Source organism: Bradyrhizobium sp. BLXBL-01, assembly GCF_051853025.1.
GTDB lineage: Bacteria > Pseudomonadota > Alphaproteobacteria > Rhizobiales > Xanthobacteraceae > Bradyrhizobium.
The window spans coordinates 3,370,634-3,387,930 of record NZ_CP182471.1; the positions used below are offsets into that span (position 1 = coordinate 3,370,634).

Consider the following 17,297-nt stretch of genomic DNA (forward strand, 5'->3'; position numbering starts at 1 on the left):
TTTTGTTTTAGGAGCGCTTCATCAGCCCGAGCCGGCTCGCGCCGACATAGAGCGCGAGCACTGCAGCATTCGAAACGTTGAGGCTCTTGATCTCGCCGGGCATGTCGAGCCGCGCCACGACGCTGCAGGTTTCGCGGGTCAATTGCCTGAGGCCTTTGCCTTCGGCGCCCAGCACGAGCGCAAGCGGCTCGCGCAGCGCGACGTCGCTGATATCCTCACTGCCTTCACTGTCGAGGCCGACAGTCTGGAACCCGCGCTCGTTCAGCGCCGTCAGCGCACGGGCGAGATTTTGCACGGTGACAACAGGCACCAGCTCGAGCGCGCCGGAGGCTGCCTTCGCCAGCACGCCGGTCGCTTCCGGACTGTGGCGCGCGGTCGTGACGATCGCCTTCACCGCGAACGCGGCGGCCGAGCGCAGGATGGCACCGACATTGTGGGGATCGGTGATCTGGTCGAGCACCAGCACCATGCCGTCCTGCGTCAACGTCTCGATCTCGGGCGAGGGCAGGGGATCGGCCTCAGCGAGGAGGCCCTGGTGCACGGCGTCGGGCGACAGCAGCCGGTCGATCTCCTGGGGCCGCACGATCTCGGGCGCCACCCGCGTCTCGATGTGCTCTTCCGCAAGGCGCCTTGCGGCGTTCTCGGTCAGCGTCAGCTTGCGGATCCGCCGCCGCGGGTTGGCGAGCGCCATGGTGACGGTGTGCCAGCCGTAGAGAATGACCGGGCCGTCGCCGTGCGAATCACGGTCGCGCCAAGCCGGTCGGCCGGCCGATTTTCCGGGTCTGTTGAAGGGCTTAGCCCCGCCGCGAGCCCCCTTGGGGCCGAATTTTCGATCCTTCATGGGCTCGCTTCTGTCACGGGTTCCGGAATATGGCAATTTCGGTGCTTGTGAGGGCGATTTTAGCTGCTTGCCTCGGTTGACTTTGCCCCACCGCTTCGCCCATAAACGCGCCCGGTCGCGCCCCGATCCGGGTTGTCGCGGCCTTCACGTTCCATGGCCGTCTTCGGTCCGCCGGCAAGGTCCGGCCCGATTGTGCTGCCGTCGAGCGGGGGAGTGTCCCGAGTGGCAAAGGGAGCTGACTGTAAATCAGCCGCCTCATGGCTTCGCAGGTTCGAGTCCTGCCTCCCCCACCATCCTGCTTCGCGCTAACGCGCTTCGCAGGATTTGCAGCCTTCCACTGCGCGAAGCAGGATGCCCTCCGAAGCCTTGGCGAAGGAGGGCGGCGTCCATGCACTATGTCTATCTTCTGGAGAGCGGAGCTTTCGGAGGCCAGCGCTACATTGGCCTGACTACGGACCTCAAAAAGCGGCTAGCGGATCATAACGCAGGCAAATCATCGCATACCTCCAAATTCATGCGTTGGAAGTTGGTGGCCTATGTGGCCTTCTCGGATTTGCACAAGGCGAGAGCCTTCGAGCGTTATTTGAAGTCGGGTTCGGGCCACGCGTTCGCGAAGAAGAGACTCTGGTGAGCGAAAGCGAAGACGAACATTCCACTACCCCATCATCTCCCGCACCATCGGCACCACCTTCCGCCCGTAGAGCTCGATGCTCCGCATCAGCTTCTCGTGCGGCAATGGCCCGGCCGAATACTTCAACTGAAACCGCGAAATGCCGAGCGCCTTGGCGGTCTTCGCGATCTTGCGCGCCACCGTTTCCGGCGCGCCGACATAGAGCGAGCCATGCTCGGCCTCATGGACGAACTCGTCGCGTCCCATCGGCGGCCAGCCGCGCTCCTTGCCGATGCGGTCGCGCATCGCCTTGTAGTCGGGCCAGAGTTCTTCGCGCGCCTGCGCATCCGTTTCGGCGACATAGCCCGGCGAATGCACGCCGATCGGCTGTGCGGGCCGGCCAAACTCCTTGAAAGCGCGGTGATAGAGCTCGACATAGGACGCAAAGCGGGCGGGATCGCCGCCGATGATCGCGAGCATCAGGGGCAGATCGTAATGCGCGGCGCGCACCACCGATTGCGGACTGCCGCCGACGCCGATCCAGGTTTTCAGCGTGCCGTTCTCGACCGGCGGATAGACCAGCTGATCCCGCAGCGGCGGACGCAGCTTGCCTTGCCAGGTGACCGGCTGCTGCGACAACAGCGCGGCGAACAGATCGAGCTTCTCCTCGAACAGCTCTTCATATTTGCGCAGGTCGAAGCCGAACAGCGGGAAGGATTCGGTGAACGAGCCGCGGCCGAGGATCACCTCGGCGCGTCCGTTCGAGACGGCATCCAGCGTCGCAAAGCGCTGGAACACGCGGATGGGATCGTCCGAGGACAGCACCGTCACCGCCGAGCCGAGGTGGATGCGTTTGGTGCGCGATGCGATCGCCGCGAGCACGGTTTCAGGCGAGGAGATCGCGAAATCGGCGCGATGATGCTCGCCGAGGCCGATGAAGTCGAGGCCGAGCTCGTCGGCCAGCACCGCTTCATCGACGACGTTGCGGATCACCTGCGCGTGCGAGATCAGGGCGCCTGAGGTGTTCTTGGTGACGTCGCCAAAGGTATCCAGTCCGAATTCGAGCGGTGTGGTCATCGATGAGGTCTCTGCGGGGCGCGACAGGCCCCTTATGGGAGGGAAATAGTTGCGGTGCAGCTAGGGCGGGGAGGCGGCTTCGACAATGCTGATCCGGGAAAGGCAACGTTTCCGATTCTACATCGAACCTGTGGGCTCAATCGGATCTGGCGAACATATCGACCAGGGTCTCGCGCAGCCAGCGCTGCGCCGGCACGGTGTCGTTGCGCTGGTGCCAGAACAGGCTGACGATGCGCGGCGGCGCCTTGAGGGGAAGCGGCATCGCATGCAGGAGCGGCGCGTGCCTCGATTGCGAGCGCAGATCGCTCGGCAGCACCGCGATCAGGTCAGATTGCCGCACGACCTCGTAGGCGGCGCTGTAATGATTGACGGTGGCGACCAGATTGCGCGACAGCCCGCGCGAGGCCAGGAAGAGATCGTAGGACGGCATGGTCTTGCCGGCGAGGCTCACGTCGACATGTCCAGCGTTGAGGAAGGTGCGCGTGCTCAGCCGTTTCTGGGCGGCGAGCGGATGGCCGCGCCGCATGAAGCAGGCATAGTCGACCGTCCACAGCGAGCGCGAGCGGATGGCGGCCGGCTGCTGCGCCTCGTTGACATAGACGCTGAGCACGCAGTCCACCCTGTTGTCCTCGAGCTGGTCGGCGATCTCGACGACGGTATTGGGCACGGTGTGGACGCGCGACTTCGGCGCAACCTTGCCGAGATGGCCGAGCAGGTTCGGCATCACCAGCGAGGAGACGTAGTCCGACATCGACAGGCTGAATTCGGTCTGCGCGCGGGCGGGATCGAACACCTGCTCGTCGAGTGCACCGCGCACGCTTTCCAGCGCCTCGCCAATCGGCTCCCACAGCACCACGGCACGCTGGGTCGGGCGGATGCCGGTGCCGGCCCGCACGAACAGGGGATCGCCGAGCGCATCGCGCAGCCGCGCGAGCGCGTTGCTGACCGCGGGCTGGGTCATCCGCAACGCATTCGCGGCGCGCGTGACCCTGCCCTCGGTCATCAGCGCCTCGAACACTTTCAGGAGGTTGAGGTCGAGCGCGCGGAACGACACGGACATTCACCATCGTGATATATCAGATCATGATTATAAATTATGACGATAATGTCACTTTGTCTATGGTTCCCTCCCGAGCGGCGCGCCGGGGCCCGTGACATCAGAGGGGGACTTTCATGTCGATGATATCGGCGCGCATCGAGCGCCTTCCTTTCGCACGCTTCCACACCCACCTGCTGCTTATGGGCGGGCTCGGCTACATGTTCGACGCGATGGACGCGGCGGTGCTGGCCTTCATCCTGCCGGTGTTGCGCACGGCGTGGAATCTGACGAGCGTGCAGATCGGCGTGCTCGGCAGCAGCACCTATATCGGCTTTCTGTTTGGGGCGTTGCTGGCGGGCACGCTGGGCGACCTGATCGGCCGCCGCGCGGTGATGATGTCGGCGCTGGCGCTGTATTGCGCCGCATCGATCGTGAGCGCGATGGTCGACACATGGCCATCCTTCTTCGCCGCGCGCGTCGTGGCCGGCATGGGCACCGGCGCGGAGAGCGCGATCATCGCGCCTTATCTCGCGGAGTTCGTGGCGCGGCGTTATCGCGGCAGCTTCACCGGGGCGCTCGCGGGCTTCTTCTCCTTCGGCTTCGTTGCCGCGGCCTTGCTCGGTTACTTCATCGTTCCCACCTCCGACAACGGCTGGCGCATCGTGCTGGTGATCACCGCGGTGCCCGTCGTCATGCTGTTGTGGTGGCGCCGGGCGCTGCCGGAATCGCCGCGCTGGCTGGAGAGCAGGGGACGGGAGAAGGAAGCCGAAGCCGTGCTCGACCGGATCGAGGCGAGCTTTGCGCGTGAAGGCCGTGTCCTGCCACCGCCGGTCGTCGAAGTCGCGGCACCCCCCGGGACCGCTGGCACGCTGCTGGCCAATTTCGCGGCGCTTGTTGCGCCCCGCCAGGCGCGCATCACCATCATGACCTGGATCATGTGGCTGGCGATCACCTTCAGCTATTACTCCTTCTTCGTCTGGATCCCGGGCCTGCTGGTCCAGAACGGCATGAGCATCACCAAGAGCTTCGCCTATTCGATCGCGATCTATTGTGCGCAGATCCCCGGCTATTTCAGCGCCGCGTATTTCAACGAGCGCATCGGCCGGCAGGCGACGATCGCGACCTACATGGTGCTCGGCGGTATCAGCGCGCTCGGGCTCGCTTTCGCGCAAAGCGATCAACAAATCATGGCGGCAGGAATCTTCCTGTCCTTCTTCATGAACGGCACCTATGCGGGCGTCTATGCCTATACCGCCGAGGTGTTCCCGACGCCGGTCAGGACTACGGGCGCCGGGCTCGCTTCCGCAATCGGTCGCATCGGCGCGATCGTCTCGCCGATCCTGGTCGGCTATCTCTATCCGAACTTCGGCTTTGCCGGCGTGTTCGGCGTCACAACCACCGTGCTGCTGCTCGGGGCTGTCACCGTCGTGCTGATGGGCGTGCCGACGCGCGGCCGTTCGCTGGAGGAGATCGCGGCGGGCGAGGTGGCATGACGCGGACGAAATTTAAGGCCGATCCGCTGCTCTGCGCCGTCGCGGCGGCGCAGGGCAGGGTGGACCAGCCGGATGCTCTATTCGCTGCGCTCGACCAAGGCTTGAACTTGGCGATCGGGCACAAGCTGTTCACGGTCCTGACCTATGACGAGGCGGCCAGCGAACTGGCGCGGCTCTACTCCAATCTGCCTGGTGCGTACCCGGCTGGCGGACGCAAGTGCCTTGCACCGGGCCCGTGGACCGAGGCCGTGCTGGACCGCGGCGAGGCCTATATCGGCTATACGCGGGATGATCTGCGCACCGTGTTCTCCGATCACGAGCTGATCGCCTCGCTCGGCTGCGAGAGCGTGCTGAACATCCCCGTGCGCTGGCGTGGGCGCACGCTCGGCTCGCTCAATCTGCTTCACGAGGCGGGCTGGTACGGCGAAGATGATGTCGCCGCGTGCCTTCCCTTTGCACAGCTCGCGCTGCCCGCGCTGCTGACAGCGACTTCGTCCTGACCTGACAGGAAACGACCATGACCAGCATCCTCTTCAAGAACGCCGCTCTGCTCGACCCGCTCCAGCCGGATTTGCTGGAGGGACAGCACGTGCTGGTCGAGGACGATGTGATCAAGGAGGTCTCGCACCGGCCGCTCCAGGCCAGCGCAGATCGCATCATCGACCTCAAAGGCAAGACGCTGATGCCCGGGCTGATCGATTTGCATGTTCACGCCATCGCCGTCGAGCTCAATCTGGCGCAGCAGGTGCATATGCCGAACGTGCTGGTGACGCTGCGCTCGACGCTGCTCTTGCGCGGCATGCTGCGGCGGGGCTTCACCGCTGTGCGCGACGCGGGCGGCGCCGGCCACGCGCTGAAGCAGGCGATCGACACCGGCCTGACCGACGGTCCTCGGCTGTTCGTCTCCGGCCGCGCGCTCAGCCAGACCGGCGGCCACGGCGACATGCGGGCACGCTCGGATTACCTCGCCAGCGATGCGCCATGTCCCTGCTGCGTGCGGGTCGGCGCGCTGGCGCGCGTCGCCGACGGTGTCGACGGCGTGCGCAAGGCTGCGCGCGAGGAGCTGCAGATGGGAGCCGACCAGATCAAGATCATGGCCTCCGGCGGCGTCGCCTCGCCGACCGATCCGGTCGGCGCCTTCGGCTACTCCGAGGACGAGATCCGCGCCATCGTCGAGGAGGCGCGCGGGCGCCAGACCTATGTGCTCGCCCACGCCTATACCGCTGTGGCCATCGAACGCGCGGTCCGCTGCGGCGTGCGCACCATCGAGCACGGCAATCTGGTCGATGCGCCGACCGCGCGTTTCATGGCCGAGAAGGGCGCCTATGTCGTGCCGACGCTCGTCACCTATGAGGCGCTGGCCAACGAGGGCGCCCAATATGGCCTGCCGCCGGAGAGCGTCGCCAAGATCGCCGATGTCCGCGACGCCGGGCTGCGCTCGCTCGCAATCTATCGCGACGCCGGTGTGAAGATGGGGTTCGGCAGCGACCTGCTCGGGCCGTCGCAGCGCCTGCAGAGCGACGAATTCCGCATTCGCGCCGAGATCCTCGGCCCGCGCGCCGTCATCGCCAGCGCGACATTGATCGGCGCCGAAGTGCTCGGCATGGAGGGCAAGCTCGGCCGGATCGCACCCGAAGCCATCGCGGACCTGCTGGTGGTCGACGGCAATCCGCTGCGCGACGTCGCCTGCCTGCTCGGTCAGGGCGAGCACATTCCGCTGGTGATGAAGGCAGGCAAGGTCCAGTTCGACCGGCTGGGCGCGTAGTTGCCGCCGCATCACGGGCATCTTCGCACCGATGTCGATCTTCGGCTCCTATCTCGAGATGCGCACGACCATCTTACCGAGCGCCCCACGCGTCTGCATGGTCCTGAACGCTTCCCGGAAATCGTCCAGCGCAAAGACGCGACCGACCACGGGCTTGAGCTTGCCCTCGGCCAGCCAGCCCGTCAGCTCCGACATCAGGCGCTTCTGCAACTCGGGCTCGCGCGTTGGAAGCTGCGCGAGGTCGACGCCGAGCAGGGCGCCACCCTTCAGCAGCGGCAGATTGAACGGCAGCGCGGGGATGGCACCGGCGGCGAAGCCAACCGCCAGATGGCGTCCGCGCCAGGCGATGGAGCGAAAGGCTTGCACCGAGACGTCGCCACCGACGGGGTCGAAGATCACGTCGGCGCCGTGTCCTCCAGTCAATTCCTTCAGCTTGTCGCGCCAGCCGGTCTGCGTGTAGTCGATCACAGCGTCGGCGCCGTGTTGTTGCGCGAACTCGCGCTTGTCCGGTGTCGATGCCGCTGCGATTACGCGGGCGCCGAGCAACTTGCCGATCTGGACTGCCGCGACTCCCGTACCGCCGGCGGCGCCCAGCACCAGAAGCTGTTCGCCTGCGCAGAGCGAGGCGCGTGCACTGAGCGCATAGAGCGCGGTCAGGTAATTGGCGCGAAACGAGGCGGCGACCTCGGCCGCGACGCCGTCCGGCAGGGGATAGAGCGCCGCGGGGGTGACGACGATCTCTTCGGCAAGCGCGCCCGAGAGCGTCATCCCCATCACGCGCATGCCGGGTTGATAACCTCCCGGCCTGCCCGGGGCTTCGTCCACGATCCCTGCGAACTCCGTTCCGGGGATGAAGGGAAGGGGGTCCTTGGTTTGATAGAGGCCTTGAATCTTTAAGCCATCGACAAATCCAATTCCCGCTGCCTCCACCCGAATGCGCAACTGTCCGGGCTCCATGGACGGGGGCGGGATGTCCTTCAGCTCGATCTGATCGATGGGGGCGTATTGCTCGACGACGACGGCTTTCATGTCGGACCTCGGTTGTTCCAGATATCCTGACAGGTCCCGACACTAGCCTCTTGCGTCTACCGCCACATCCCGCGCATCCTTGCCCCGATGTCGATCTTCGGCCCCTGCGCCGCGGTGCGCGCGGCGCCCGCCGCTGCCTTCGGCCAGGCGGTGCGCTCGAACAAATAGACCAGCTGCTCCGGGATGAACCGGGTGCGCGAGGCGTAGACGTGGCGGTCGCCCTTGGCGGCCTGGCCGTGGACGAAGAAGCGCTGGGGAACGACGAGGTGGAGATCGTCCTTGGCGCGGGTCATCGCGACATAGAGCAGGCGGCGCTCCTCCTCGAGCTCGGCGCTGGTGCCGGCGCCGAGATCGGACGGCATGCAGCCGTCGACGACGTTGAGCACGAACACCGATTTCCACTCCTGGCCCTTGGCGGAGTGGATAGTGGAGAGGATCAGATAATCTTCGTCGCGCAAGGGTGGACCTGATTTGTCGCTGGTCGCATCCGGCGGATCGAGCGTGAGCTCGGTCAAAAACTTCTCGCGCGAGGCATAGCCGCTCGCGATTTGCTCGAGCTGCATCAGATCGGCGCGGCGTGTCTCGGCATCCTCGTGGATGCGATCGAGATGCGGCTCGTACCAGAGCCGCACGCGCTCGAGATCGACGGGCCATTCCGAATAGCGAAGGTTTTCGACCGTGCGGACGAAGCTGGTCCAGTCCTCGCCGGTGCGCGCCGGCACCGGCAGCCGGCTGAGCGCCGCAAGCGGGTCGGTGCTCTCCGCCATCTGGTCGAGCACGCGTTGCGCCGTCGCCGGGCCGACGCCCGGAAGCAGGTGCAGGATGCGAAAGCCGGCGACGCGGTCGCGCGGATTCTCGGCGAAGCGCAACAGGGCCAGCACGTCCTTGACATGCGCGGCATCGAGGAATTTCAGCCCGCCGAATTTCACGAACGGGATGTTGCGGCGGGTCAGCTCGATCTCCAGCGGACCCGAATGCGAGGAGGTGCGAAACAGCACCGCCTGATGCTTGAGCAGCGCGCCTTGCTCGCGGTTGGCCAGCACCGCCTCGACGATGTAGCGCGCCTGGTCGGCCTCGTCGTGCACGGTGACGAGCTGCGGCTTGCTGCCCGACGTGCGGTCGGTCCAGAGATTCTTGGTGAAGCGCTCGCGGGCGAGGCCGATGACGCCGTTCGCCGCCGACAGCACTGCTTGCGTCGAGCGGTAATTGCGGTCGAGCGTGATCATCTCCGCGCGCGGCGAGAAGCTCTGCGGAAAGTCCAGGATGTTGCGCACGGTGGCGGCGCGGAACGAGTAGATCGACTGCGCGTCGTCGCCGACCACGGTGAGGCCGCGCCCATTGGGCTTGAGCGCCAGCAGGATCGAGGATTGCAGGCGGTTGGTGTCCTGATATTCGTCGACCAGCACGTGGTCGAAGCAGCCGCCGATCTCCTCAGCGATCAGCGCATCGCTCATCATCTGCGACCAGTACAGCAGCAAATCGTCGTAATCGAGCACGTGCTGGGCCTGCTTGGCCTCGACATAGGCGGTGAACAGGCCCTTCAGCTCGGCGGCCCAGCCCGCGCACCAGGGATAATGCTGGGCGAGCACCTTCTCGATCTCCATCTCGGCATTGACGCAGCGGGAATAGATCGACAGGCAGGTGCCCTTGGCGGGAAAGCGGCTCTCGGTCTTCGACAATCCGCGCTCGTGCCGCACCAGGTTCATCAGGTCGGCGGAATCCTCGCGGTCATGGATGGTGAAGGCGGGATCGACGCCGATCCGCTCGGCATATTCCCGCAGCAGCCGCGCGCCGATGCCGTGGAAGGTGCCGGCCCAGGTCAGCGCATCGCGCATGATCGCGGCGTTGTTCTCGCCCAGCACCTTGCGGGCGATGCGCTCGACCCGGCCGGCCATCTCCGCGGCGGCTCGGCGGGAGAACGTCATCAGCAGGATGCGGCGGGGATCGACGCCCGCGACGATCAGATGCGCGACGCGGTGGGCCAGCGTGTTGGTCTTGCCGGAGCCGGCACCGGCGATGACGAGCAGGGGGCCGCCCACGGTCGAGCCCTCGGCCACGCCATGCTCGACGGCGCGGCGCTGCTCCGCATTGAGCGTGTCCAGATATGTCGCCACGAATCGCCCCGGTGAAAGGAAGAGACTCGGCGATCCCGGCGCGAAGCGCAATGCGGCTGGACGGGACTGGAATTAGGATTTAGGGGGAAGAGGCCCTTAGGTTCCAGCACCCCATGGCGAGATGACCGAGCTCAAGCCCGACCAGTTCGAGATGCGGCGGCTGGAATCGCTCAGCAACACCATTTTCGGTGTCGCCATGACGCTGCTGGCCTACGACCTGCCGAAGGCGGCGGTGTTCACCAGCGCCCCCGGCTGGAGCGAGCTCGCCCATGTCTATTCCGGCAAGCTGGCCGGGCTGGCGCTGAGCTTCATCATCTCCGGCGTGTTCTGGATCAGCCATCACCGCCGGCTGGCACGCCAGCCGATCGGCAGCCGCGGCGACGTGATCCTCAACCTGTTCTTCCTGCTCTCGATCGTGCTGCTGCCTGTCACAAACGGCCTCTACACCAATTACGGCATGAGCAACGCCGTCGCCGTGCTCTACGGCTTGCATCTGACCGCGATCGCCGGCCTCAACGCCTGGCTGTGGTGGACGATCCTCGGCGGCTGGCGCAACGAAATCATGGCCTCGCTGTTTCCGCTGCTGGTGTTCATTCCGGGCACGATCGTTGCGGCGTTCGCGCCGCAGGCCGCACCCTTCCTGTGGTTCGTCGCTTTCGGCGGCATCGTGATCCAGCGCTTCCTTCCCAACCGGACCGAGCCGGGCGCGTAGGACTTTAGCCAGATGTCGCGCCGAACCCATCGGCCGGCACGTAAAGCTTGACCGGGCGGATCTCGTACACCGCCGTCGGATTGACCGCACGCAGCTTCCGCGCCGCTGCGATCGCCTCCTCCTCGGTGGCGCATTGCATCAAATGGAAGCCCAGAAGCTGCTCCTTGGTCTCGGCAAACGGCCCGTCCAGCACCATTCCCGCGCCGGGGCCACGCAAGGTGCGGGCCTTCCGGGTCTCATCGAGCCGGGCAGCCGGTCCAAACTGGCCGCTGGCGCGCAGGGGCGCCTGAACCTCGATGACTTTGGCGACGACCGCGGCGTCCTGCTCCGGTGTCCAGGACAGGACTTCGTCTTCCACGTGGTAGGCCAGGATCGCGTAGAGCATCGTCACCTCTCTTTTTTCTTTTGCGCGTGGTTTTTACCCGAGTCCCAAGGACGCAGCACGGCAGCCCCTGCCGACACTCCCGAAGCAGAATATTGCGTGGCCGGCAAGCGGCGAAACCATCCTGAAACCCAATTGCGGCCTTGCCATGTGAACGCCGCCGGAACAGGCCGCGACTGATGAACCACGAACAACAAGCTTTTGCTGGAGGCGGCAATGTCGGGTCAAACCATCAAGATCAACTGCGACGCGCGGCGGGCGGGACAGTCGGAGCCGGCCGATCTGCACGACCAGGCCGGCCATCACCGCTATTACGGCAGCTCGGCCGAGAACGGCGGCGAGCGGATCGTCGAGAGTCGGCGCGGCAAACGGCGGCGCGTGCTCAGCATCTTCGGTTTCTGAAGCCTCCCGGCAAGACCGGCATTCGAAATGGACGTGCTGCAGATATCGATCGCGGCGATGCCGTTCCTGCTCGCGCTGACGAGCCGGACCTGCAAGGCCATCGTCCCGTGCCTTCTGACGAGCCTGCTCACGGTGCTGCTCGGGGAGGAGCCGCACCGCGCGGTCGTGGCCTGGTGCGTCGGCATGCTGATCGCCGCGGTCGCGCTGCGCGAGCGGCTTCGCACCGGCTGACGCAGCATTCGTCATTGCCCGCTCAAGACCTGCCTGACCAGGGCCTCGCGCAGTGAGGCCAGCTCGCCGCTCGCCTGCATCCGAGCGATCACCTTGCCAACCTCAGGCACCAGATCGCGATGGCGTTCATGCAGGTAGTGGTAGATGTGGATGCGCTCGAGCGGCGGGGAGAGCGGGTAGATCCTGGCCTGCAGATTGAGTTTCCTCACCGTGGCGAGCCCGCTGAAGAGGTCGGTGACCATCACGTCGAAACGGTCGGCATCGAGCATCCTGACCATGTTCTCGAGGCTGCTAGTCGCCGTGACGCGGGCCATGCCGCGTGTGCCGGCTTCCGAGGAGCCGACGCCGCGGACGATGCCGATGCTGTAATCCTTGATCGAATCCCAACCTGCGACCTCGAACCGGAGCTTGGTCGCGAACACCGCCGGCTCGATGTAGTTGATCGCCGGCGTGACCTGGACCAGCGTCGGGTACTCGCGCGAGAGCGTTCCGATCCGCTGGATCTCGCCGTCGACCTCGCCGGCGCTCGACAATGCGAGCGCGCGCTTGCCAGGCACGTCCTCGAATTCCAGCCTGATGTTCAGCTTGGCGTAGACGGCCCGCAGCATCTCGCCGCCGACATATTGATCGGGGATGTCGGCGATGCGCGCCAGCCGGATCGTGTCCTGCGCCAACGCAGGATCAGCGGCGAGCAGCGACAGGCAGGCGACGGCTAGCCGCCACATCAGGCGTCTCCTTCGGCCGTGCATCGCTACCCCAGGCATCCGGCTGCCGGCGCGATCTACCGGGAGTTGGCGCCTGCACGCCGGCCGCAACGATCGCTGCCCGCTCGTGCTGCGAGCCTACCGGACTTTCACCGATGTCATTCTAGCACGCGCAGTGGTAGCTTGCCCACCGGTCCCGCTGCGGGGCGGAAGACGTGACTTGCCGACCTCGGGCTCGCGGGCCGACGGGATGTCGCTTGCATCGGGTGACGAGACGGGCGTCTCATGGATTGCTCGAGACTGCAACCGCTCGACCGCAGCAGCGAGCCGCCATTTCGGGGACATGGTGCATGGCCAACGCAGGTGACGAGGACGCCAAGCGCAGCCACGCCATCGCGCCGATGGCGGCGAAGCCGGGTCTGACCGACATCGGCGCGCTTGCGCCGTCGATGCTCTCATCGCTGCCGGCACGCTTCATCAACTGGTCGCGCAGCGGCGTCGGGCCGCGGCTGCTCGCGGCCGTGCTGCTGTTCTCTTCGGCCGTGACGCTGACGCTGACCGCGCTGCAGCTCTATCTCGACTACAATCGAGAAGTCGGTCTCATCGAGACGCGGCTCGACGAGATCGGCCGCAGCACGACCGGCAGTCTCGGCGAAAGCCTGTGGAATCTCGACCAGAACCAACTCAAGCTCCAGCTCGAAGGTATCCTGCGGCTGCCCGATATCCGCGCCGCCGAGGTGCGCGAGATTGCCGATCGTCCCAATCCGATCCGCATCGCGGTCGGCGAGCCGGGCACGCGTTCGATCGTCACGCGCGACTATCCCTTGAACACCATCATGCAGGGGACCGCGCGCCCGATCGGCGTGCTTCACGTCGAGGCCACGCTGAGCCAAGTCTATCAGCAATTGCTGAACCGGGCCCTGGTCATTCTGGCGAGCCAGGCCGCGAAGACCTTCCTGGTCTCGCTGTTCATCATCTACATGGTCCATCTGCTGGTGACGCGGCATCTGGTGGCCATCGCCGAGTTCGTCAGCAAGTACAACCTGGCGCGGCCGCCACCGCCGTTACGGCTGGAGCGCCGGGCGCCCTCCGATGCCGACGAGCTCGACAAGGTGATCGAGGCCTTCAACGCGATGTGCGCGAACCTCCAGCAGGCCTATGGCGAGCTGCGCGAGGCCAATGCCAATCTCGAGCGCGACCTCACCATCCGCCGGCGCGCCGAAGCGGAGGCGCGGGCGAGCGAAGAGCGTTTCCGCGACTACGCCGAGACCGCGTCCGACTGGTTCTGGGAGACCGGGCCGGACCACCGCTTCACCTACCTCTCTGACCGGGTGATTGCCTTCGGCATGGATCCCAAAGTGCGGCTCGGCACGCGTCGCACCGATACGGCGCTCGATCGCGATACCGAGCCCGAGAAATGGCGCGCGCATCTGGCGACGCTGGACCGTCACGAGCCGTTCCGCAAATTCGAATATCGCGGACGCGACACGCGCGGGCGGATGCATCATTTCAGCGTCAACGGCAAGCCGGTTTTCGACGCCGATGGACGCTTCCTGGGCTACCGCGGCTCCGCGACCGACCTCACCGCGCAGCACGAGATCGAGGAGCGGCTGCGTCAATCCCAGAAAATGGACGCGATCGGCCAGCTCACCGGCGGCGTGGCGCACGATTTCAACAACGTGCTTACGGTCATCACCGGCACGATCGAGATCATCCAGGAGGGGCTTGCGGACAAGCCCGATCTCGCCGCGATCGCGCAATTGATCGACGATGCAGCCGCGCGCGGGGCGGAGATCACCTCGCAGCTCCTGACCTTCGCGCGCCGCCAGCCGCTGGAGCCGCGCGAGATCGACGTCAACGCCCTCGTGGCCGAGACCGCGAAGCTGCTGAAGCCGATGCTCGGCGAGCAAATCGAGATCGAGACGCGGCTCGCCGACGAGGCCTGGTCCGCGATGGTGGATCCGTCGCAACTCTCCTCCGCGATCGTCAACCTCGCCGTCAATGCGCGCGACGCGATGCCGGGCGGCGGCAAGCTCACCCTCGAGACCGCGAACCGCGAGCTCGACGGCACGGAGACCGCCGGCGAGGGCGTGCGCGGCGCCTTCGTGATGGTTGCGGTCGGCGACACCGGTCACGGCATTCCGGCCGACATTCGCGAGCGCGTATTCGAGCCGTTCTTCACCACCAAGGGGGTCGGCCGCGGCACCGGGCTGGGACTGAGCATGGTCTACGGCTTTGCCCGCCAGAGCGGCGGCGCCGTCGCGATCGAAAGCGAGGAGGGGCGCGGCACCGTGATGCGGTTGTTCCTGCCGCGGGCAAAGGGCGAGGCGGTGGCCAGGACGGCCCCGGTTCAGGCGCCCGCCACGCCGCGCGGGCAGGAGACGATACTCGTGGTGGAGGACGATCCGCTGGTCCAGGGCTATGTCATCGCGCAACTCGGCGGCCTCGGCTATCGCACGCTTGCCGCGAGCGACGGCGCGTCCGCGCTGGCGCTGGTCGACCAGGGCGCCAGATTCGATCTCCTGTTCACGGACATCATCATGCCCGGCGGCATGAACGGGCATGAATTGGCCGAAGCCGTCAGCCTCCGCCGGCCGGGCGTGAGGGTGCTCTACACCTCCGGCTACACCGACAACACCATCGTTCACGAAGGACATCTCGATCCCGGCGTGGCGCTGCTGTTCAAGCCATACCGGAAGGCGGAGCTGTCGCAGAAGATTCGCGAGGTGCTTGCCGGCGAGCCGCCCGCCTGAGCCGCGCCGACAGACGAAAAAGGCGCGGCGGGGAGGCCCCGTCGCGCCCGATTTCTTGCTCGCTGGTCCAGGGCTGAGAGCGCCCCGATGCCAAGCCCAAATCAAAGCCTAGCGGGCGATCCCAGCGAGGTGACAGCGCTCGAGATAAGACACTGGATCACCTCCTTTCGTTGGTTGCGGAAGTCTCCAATATAGGCGTCGATCCCGCCGCTGTTAAGGGGCGGGGCGGCCAAGTCGGAACCAGCCGTCTACGCAAAGCCCCGGAAAGCCGCCGAAAGCCGCCGTCCCGGCAGTTGAGACCGCCGCCGAGCCGTGTTAGGGGATCGCCCGACGCGGGTGTAGCTCAATGGTAGAGCAGCAGCCTTCCAAGCTGAATACGAGGGTTCGATTCCCTTCACCCGCTCCAATCCCAACAATTCAGATGTTTCAACGCGTTGTATCCAGTCGGACCCGGTCAAGAGTCCGGAAAAGTTATCCGCCCTTTTCTTCTCGGGCGCTCCTCGTGCGCATCGATTTTCTCAAGTCATTGAAATCGAAATAGAGCAAGAGTTTTTATGGCTGCTCTTGCAAAATTAAAAATCGTTTGTAGGTTGAATGTGCCCTTCGGGGCACGCTAGTGGCAAAATTGCAAAGATCCGTCAGCAAACAGACACATCAGCAAACACGCAAATTCAGCAGCACGCGCAAAACAGTCAGACAGTAAAACAGATCAATTCGCAGAACAGCAAACAGCAGCAAAACCCGAACATCAGCAAACAGCAGCAAATATTTAGCGATCAAGTAACAGTGCGGGCCGTCTTCCGGCCGGAGACACCAGGCCCAGAAATACTCACTGCATGATCATGCTACCGACTTAACCGTCTGTGGCCACGGACCCCAAACATGGAAACGTCATGTTTAAGGTTCGTATCGAGGTGACCGCAGATCTGCATGCAATCAGACTGATTGTCTTGCTTGTTCTGCTTCTGACTTAGTGAGAGGCGCGAGGAGGCAACTTCTCGCGCTTTTTCTTTGGCGCGGCGGCAAGGTGGCTGATGACGCTTGCCTAGCGCCAAACTCCGATCAGAGTGATCGTTACCAGCGCGAGTGCAAACAGTAGAACAATGGGAAGATGGCCTTCGGCCGCAGCTTCCAAAAGGAACGGGATTCGGACTTTCAGTTTCGGTTTGTTTGCCATAGCTCGCTGCGAAATTGTGGGTTCGCACGAACGATGCCCAATCCATTACCGTTGCGCACGTACAATCGCGCGCAACGCTCACTCCCTACGCTGATCGAGCGGACGCAGGTTGCCGTCATTGTCGAACCATTTGGCATAAACGTCTCGTTCCCGCTCAAACTCTCCTGGCCCAAACCAACGCTTGACGGTACTTGGCGCCACCCCGAGCGCTTTACCAACAATTTTGAATGTAGGATTGATACCTTGGGCCATTAGCTGTCCAGCTATCAGCCCAGCATTCTGTTTGTTCTCCCGGATTTGCCCCTCTTTTTCGTATTGCAAGTTCGAGCCGCCTAGACGCTCCCGTACAAGAACGATGAGGTCACGTGGGATCATCAGGTCATCATTCCAGCTCAGCGCGTCGAGGGAGCAGCAGATTATCCAATCGATGAGCTTATCTGGGATAGCTAGCCCCCGTCGGATCAAATGAGTTTCACCATCGGCGGCTATCGCTTGTGCCTCGATGAGCTTCTCCATTAGGCGAAGGGCCATTTCGCTGATCGCGTGCTGATCAGCGTCTAGGATGCCTCCGAGTAGTTTCGGATCGATGCCGTACCGCGCTAGAACCTCGCGCATGTAGAACATCGACTCGAAGCCGCCGACTGTTCCGATCTCGATTTCGGCTTCCGGGTCTCCGCGCCGAAGCCTCACGTAATTCTCGATCGAAGGGTCTGCCTTGTATTTCTTCGTGATCTCGTTGAAGCCGCCAGTTTCGCTCGATCCAAAGTTTCGAGCCATCTCAAACTCCCCATCTGCTACTCAGGTCGGCTCAAATCCGTGGCAGTCAGTCGAATGGTCGCGACACGCGCTTGCTCAATATGAGGTACGATATAATCAAAATCAGCTGAACAACGAAACTCTCAAAAGAGAGGCTGTGTAGAAATCGATCTCGACAAGTTGAGGAGTACGGCGTGGGCGACGACGCCAGG

16 protein-coding genes and 2 tRNA genes are annotated in these 17,297 nt (G+C 64.6%); 10 read left to right on the forward strand and 8 right to left on the reverse strand.

The genetic code is table 11. From position 1 onward, the window contains the following. Nucleotides 1–7: 7 nt before the first annotated feature. A complete protein-coding gene (gene rlmB, locus ACNJYA_RS15450; protein WP_172783138.1) occupies nucleotides 8–841 on the reverse strand; it encodes a 23S rRNA (guanosine(2251)-2'-O)-methyltransferase RlmB in 834 nt (277 codons plus the stop codon). Nucleotides 842–1,048: 207 nt separating this feature from the next. Between rlmB and ACNJYA_RS15455 the strand changes: the two genes are divergently transcribed. Together ACNJYA_RS15455 and ACNJYA_RS15460 are read left to right on the forward strand one after the other, a co-directional pair. Next, nucleotides 1,049–1,134 (forward strand) — tRNA-Tyr (locus tag ACNJYA_RS15455). Nucleotides 1,135–1,229: 95 nt separating this feature from the next. Then, complete coding sequence (locus ACNJYA_RS15460) at nucleotides 1,230–1,472, forward strand: GIY-YIG nuclease family protein (RefSeq protein ID WP_439403199.1); 243 nt, start codon at nucleotides 1,230–1,232, stop codon at nucleotides 1,470–1,472. Nucleotides 1,473–1,496: 24 nt separating this feature from the next. Here ACNJYA_RS15460 and ACNJYA_RS15465 read toward each other — a convergent pair whose 3' ends face one another. Further along, the gene (locus tag ACNJYA_RS15465) at nucleotides 1,497–2,528 is read right to left on the reverse strand and encodes an LLM class flavin-dependent oxidoreductase (RefSeq protein WP_439366799.1); all 1,032 of its coding nucleotides are present in this window, start codon (nucleotides 2,526–2,528) and stop codon (nucleotides 1,497–1,499) included. 136 nt (nucleotides 2,529–2,664) lie between these two features. Then, the gene (locus ACNJYA_RS15470; RefSeq protein ID WP_439403200.1) at nucleotides 2,665–3,588 is read right to left on the reverse strand and encodes a LysR family transcriptional regulator; all 924 of its coding nucleotides are present in this window, start codon (nucleotides 3,586–3,588) and stop codon (nucleotides 2,665–2,667) included. 113 nt (nucleotides 3,589–3,701) lie between these two features. Between ACNJYA_RS15470 and ACNJYA_RS15475 the strand changes: the two genes are divergently transcribed. From ACNJYA_RS15475 to ACNJYA_RS15485, 3 genes are read left to right on the forward strand one after another with little or no spacing between them, the layout of a single operon-like run. Further along, nucleotides 3,702–5,060: an MFS transporter gene (locus tag ACNJYA_RS15475; protein ID WP_439366800.1), complete on the forward strand. Its 1,359-nt coding sequence runs from the start codon at nucleotides 3,702–3,704 to the stop codon at nucleotides 5,058–5,060. After that, nucleotides 5,057–5,560 (forward strand): GAF domain-containing protein, encoded by a 504-nt coding sequence (locus ACNJYA_RS15480; RefSeq protein WP_260379759.1) that lies wholly within the window; start codon nucleotides 5,057–5,059, stop codon nucleotides 5,558–5,560. Before ACNJYA_RS15475 ends, ACNJYA_RS15480 begins: the two co-directional genes overlap by 4 nt. A gap of 17 nt (nucleotides 5,561–5,577) precedes the next feature. Further along, entirely contained in the window at nucleotides 5,578–6,825 is a 1,248-nt protein-coding gene (locus ACNJYA_RS15485; RefSeq protein ID WP_439403201.1) for an amidohydrolase family protein, read from the forward strand. 48 nt (nucleotides 6,826–6,873) lie between these two features. Here ACNJYA_RS15485 and ACNJYA_RS15490 read toward each other — a convergent pair whose 3' ends face one another. Together ACNJYA_RS15490 and ACNJYA_RS15495 are read right to left on the reverse strand one after the other, a co-directional pair. Next, nucleotides 6,874–7,854: an NADPH:quinone oxidoreductase family protein gene (locus ACNJYA_RS15490; protein WP_439403202.1), complete on the reverse strand. Its 981-nt coding sequence runs from the start codon at nucleotides 7,852–7,854 to the stop codon at nucleotides 6,874–6,876. A gap of 56 nt (nucleotides 7,855–7,910) precedes the next feature. Next, nucleotides 7,911–9,968: an ATP-dependent helicase gene (locus tag ACNJYA_RS15495; RefSeq protein WP_439403203.1), complete on the reverse strand. Its 2,058-nt coding sequence runs from the start codon at nucleotides 9,966–9,968 to the stop codon at nucleotides 7,911–7,913. A gap of 121 nt (nucleotides 9,969–10,089) precedes the next feature. Between ACNJYA_RS15495 and ACNJYA_RS15500 the strand changes: the two genes are divergently transcribed. Beyond that, nucleotides 10,090–10,680, forward strand: a complete 591-nt coding sequence (locus tag ACNJYA_RS15500; RefSeq protein ID WP_212260349.1) for a TMEM175 family protein — start codon at nucleotides 10,090–10,092, stop codon at nucleotides 10,678–10,680. Between the two features lie 4 nt (nucleotides 10,681–10,684). Here the strand turns inward: ACNJYA_RS15500 and ACNJYA_RS15505 are convergent, their stop codons facing one another. Then, nucleotides 10,685–11,065, reverse strand: a complete 381-nt coding sequence (locus tag ACNJYA_RS15505; protein WP_172783148.1) for a YciI family protein — start codon at nucleotides 11,063–11,065, stop codon at nucleotides 10,685–10,687. A gap of 213 nt (nucleotides 11,066–11,278) precedes the next feature. Between ACNJYA_RS15505 and ACNJYA_RS15510 the strand changes: the two genes are divergently transcribed. Beyond that, on the forward strand, nucleotides 11,279–11,464 hold the full coding sequence (locus ACNJYA_RS15510) for a hypothetical protein (protein ID WP_439403204.1): 186 nt from the start codon (nucleotides 11,279–11,281) through the stop codon (nucleotides 11,462–11,464). 27 nt (nucleotides 11,465–11,491) lie between these two features. Continuing rightward, nucleotides 11,492–11,695 carry a hypothetical protein gene (locus ACNJYA_RS15515; protein ID WP_212260352.1) on the forward strand — a complete coding sequence of 68 codons (204 nt, stop codon included), beginning with the start codon at nucleotides 11,492–11,494 and terminating at the stop codon, nucleotides 11,693–11,695. An 11-nt stretch (nucleotides 11,696–11,706) separates the two neighbouring features. Here the strand turns inward: ACNJYA_RS15515 and ACNJYA_RS15520 are convergent, their stop codons facing one another. Next, nucleotides 11,707–12,420 carry a substrate-binding periplasmic protein gene (locus ACNJYA_RS15520; RefSeq protein WP_172783151.1) on the reverse strand — a complete coding sequence of 238 codons (714 nt, stop codon included), beginning with the start codon at nucleotides 12,418–12,420 and terminating at the stop codon, nucleotides 11,707–11,709. Nucleotides 12,421–12,749: 329 nt separating this feature from the next. Here ACNJYA_RS15520 and ACNJYA_RS15525 point away from each other — a divergent pair, with 329 nt between their 5' ends. Beyond that, nucleotides 12,750–15,152: an ATP-binding protein gene (locus tag ACNJYA_RS15525; protein ID WP_439403205.1), complete on the forward strand. Its 2,403-nt coding sequence runs from the start codon at nucleotides 12,750–12,752 to the stop codon at nucleotides 15,150–15,152. Between the two features lie 332 nt (nucleotides 15,153–15,484). Then, nucleotides 15,485–15,558 (forward strand) — tRNA-Gly (locus ACNJYA_RS15530). An 849-nt stretch (nucleotides 15,559–16,407) separates the two neighbouring features. Here ACNJYA_RS15530 and ACNJYA_RS15535 read toward each other — a convergent pair. Further along, nucleotides 16,408–17,106 (reverse strand): hypothetical protein, encoded by a 699-nt coding sequence (locus ACNJYA_RS15535; protein WP_439403206.1) that lies wholly within the window; start codon nucleotides 17,104–17,106, stop codon nucleotides 16,408–16,410. Nucleotides 17,107–17,297: the final 191 nt, after the last annotated feature.